The following is a 2,259-nucleotide window of genomic DNA, read 5'->3' as shown; positions in this document are numbered from 1 at the left end:
GGAGTTACTGGGTCTACGGGACCTACGGGAGTTACAGGATCTAAAGGAGTTACTGGGTCTGCCGCTGTAGGTTTAACAAACTATCTATATATTTTTGATACTACTAATCAGTCAATTGTAGTGGGAGGTAATGTTACTTTTAATATAAATGGTCCTATAGTAGGAACTGCCCTTACCCATATAACGGGTACTGGAAATATTATAATTAATACAATAGGAACATACGTAGCAGAGTTTCAATTAGTAGCTACTCGTGAAAATCAATTTTCCTTTGCACTAAACGGTACACCGATTCCAGGTGGGCGTTACGGAACGGGATCGCCACATTCAGTCAATCAAGGTACTGTTGCTTTTACAGTAACAGTTGTTCCTTCAACATTAACTTTAATAAATAATACTTCTTCAGCAGGTACTATCACTCTCTCCAATAATGATGGTGGCTCTTTAACAAGTGTATCTGCAAGTATAAGTATTTTTCAGGTAGGATGATTAATTAGGTTAGAAAAGTGATTCATAAAGCAACTCTCCAAAACTTTTGTGAATTACTTAGAGAAGATAATTTTTAACCTTTTGATTTGATTTAAATTACTATTTTGTTATGAGGGGCCCGCCACATCGCCATCGAGCTAAAAGGTGTATCCATAAAATGAAAAACGCTATTCTTTTTGTAGAAATATACAGAAAGGATGGCGTTTTTTATGAATCTTTCGATTCAAGATGAACTACAATTATTTGCTGAAGCATTACATCAGCATCTTACTCCTTCATTTTTAGAAAAGCTTGCTAGAGAACTAGCTTTTGTACAACGAAAGCGCAAGTTTTCAGGTCACGATTTAGCTACTATTTGTGTCTGGATAAGTCAACGAGTAGCGAGTGATTCTTTAGTGCGGCTATGTAGCCAACTTCATGCTGTTACCGGAACTCTTATGAGTCCAGAAGGACTCAATAAACGTTTCAATAAAAAAGCTGTTTGCTTGTTAAAACATATTTTCTCTGCATTATTAAAAAATAAAATTTATGAAACATCAGTGATTCCAAGCTCTTCAATCACCTATTTTCAACGGATTCGTATTTTAGATGCGACGATTTTTCAAGTGCCAAAACATTTAGCTAGTGTGTATCCTGGATCAGGTGGTTGTGCACAAACAGCGGGTATAAAGATTCAATTAGAATATGATTTACAAAGCGGACAGTTTTTAAATTTTCAAGTTGAACCGGGGAAGAATAATGATAAGACCTTTGGAACAGAATGTTTAGCGACATTACGGCCTGGCGATCTATGTATTCGGGATTTAGGCTATTATTCACTGGCCGATTTAGATCAAATGGACCAACGAGGCGTGTATTATATATCGCGGCTTAAACTAAATAATATGGTGTATATCAAAAATGAGTTTCCTGAATACTTTCGAAATGGGACAGTAAAAAAACAGTCTCAGTACATCAAAGTTGATTTAGAACACATTATGAATACCTTAGAACCAGGACAGGTCTATGAAATAACAGATGCTTATATTGGAAAGGATAAAAAACTATTTACACGAGTTATTATATATCGATTAACTGAAAAACAACTTCGAGAACGTAAGAAAAAACAAGTGTATACGGAAAGTAAAAAGGGTATTACGTACTCAGAGAAAAGCAAACGATTGGCTGGTATGAACATTTATGTTACCAATACACCTTTGGAATGGGTTCCGATGGAACAAATACATGATTTTTATTCCCTCCGCTGGCAAATTGAAATTATCTTTAAAACTTGGAAATCCTTATTTCAAATTCATAATTGGCACAATATCAAACGAGAGCGATTAGAATGCCACATTTATGGAAAACTCATCGCTATTTTTCTATGTTCTTCTACTATGTTTAAGATGAGACAATTAATTTTACAAAAGAAGAAAAGAGAATTAAGCGAATATAAAGCCATTGGAATGATTCAAGACCATTTATACATTCTTTATCAAGCTATACAGCAAAACACCCGAGAAATAACAAAGATTTTAATCCGCCTGTTCCATCTTCTACAGAAAAATGGACGGAAATCTCACAGATATGAGAAGAAGACAGTCTTTGATATTATGGGTGTTGTCTATGAGTATAATGGATTGAGAAAACAAAAGAAAATTGCATAATTAAAAAAGTGAAACCCGTTAGGGTTTATTTGGTATGCGCATTTTTAAGAATATACTTCTATTTTCAGAATGTTTTAACCCTCCTGAACAAGAGTTCAGTTTGTTTACACTCTTAAGTTGATGG

General features: G+C 34.6%; 2 protein-coding genes. Both read left to right on the top strand.

Annotated elements, in window-relative coordinates; all coding sequences use genetic code 11:
• Window positions 1–489: collagen-like triple helix repeat-containing protein (locus tag COI75_RS14160; RefSeq protein ID WP_098448394.1), on the top strand; the 489-nt coding region annotated here is incomplete at its 5' end.
• Between the two features lie 209 nt (window positions 490–698).
• Complete coding sequence (locus COI75_RS14155; RefSeq protein WP_001053946.1) at window positions 699–2,135, top strand: IS4 family transposase; 1,437 nt, start codon at window positions 699–701, stop codon at window positions 2,133–2,135.
• Window positions 2,136–2,259 lie beyond the last annotated feature (124 nt).

Source organism: Bacillus cereus, assembly GCF_002564555.1.
In the GTDB taxonomy this organism is placed as follows: domain Bacteria; phylum Bacillota; class Bacilli; order Bacillales; family Bacillaceae_G; genus Bacillus_A; species Bacillus_A cereus_K.
This window is presented reverse-complemented; position numbering and strand designations above follow the sequence as displayed.

Bases quoted from the DNA above. Each gene is read 5' to 3' on its own strand.
- COI75_RS14155 (WP_001053946.1), top strand. From the start codon at position 699: ATGAATCTTTCGATTCAAGATGAACTACAATTATTTGCTGAAGCATTA.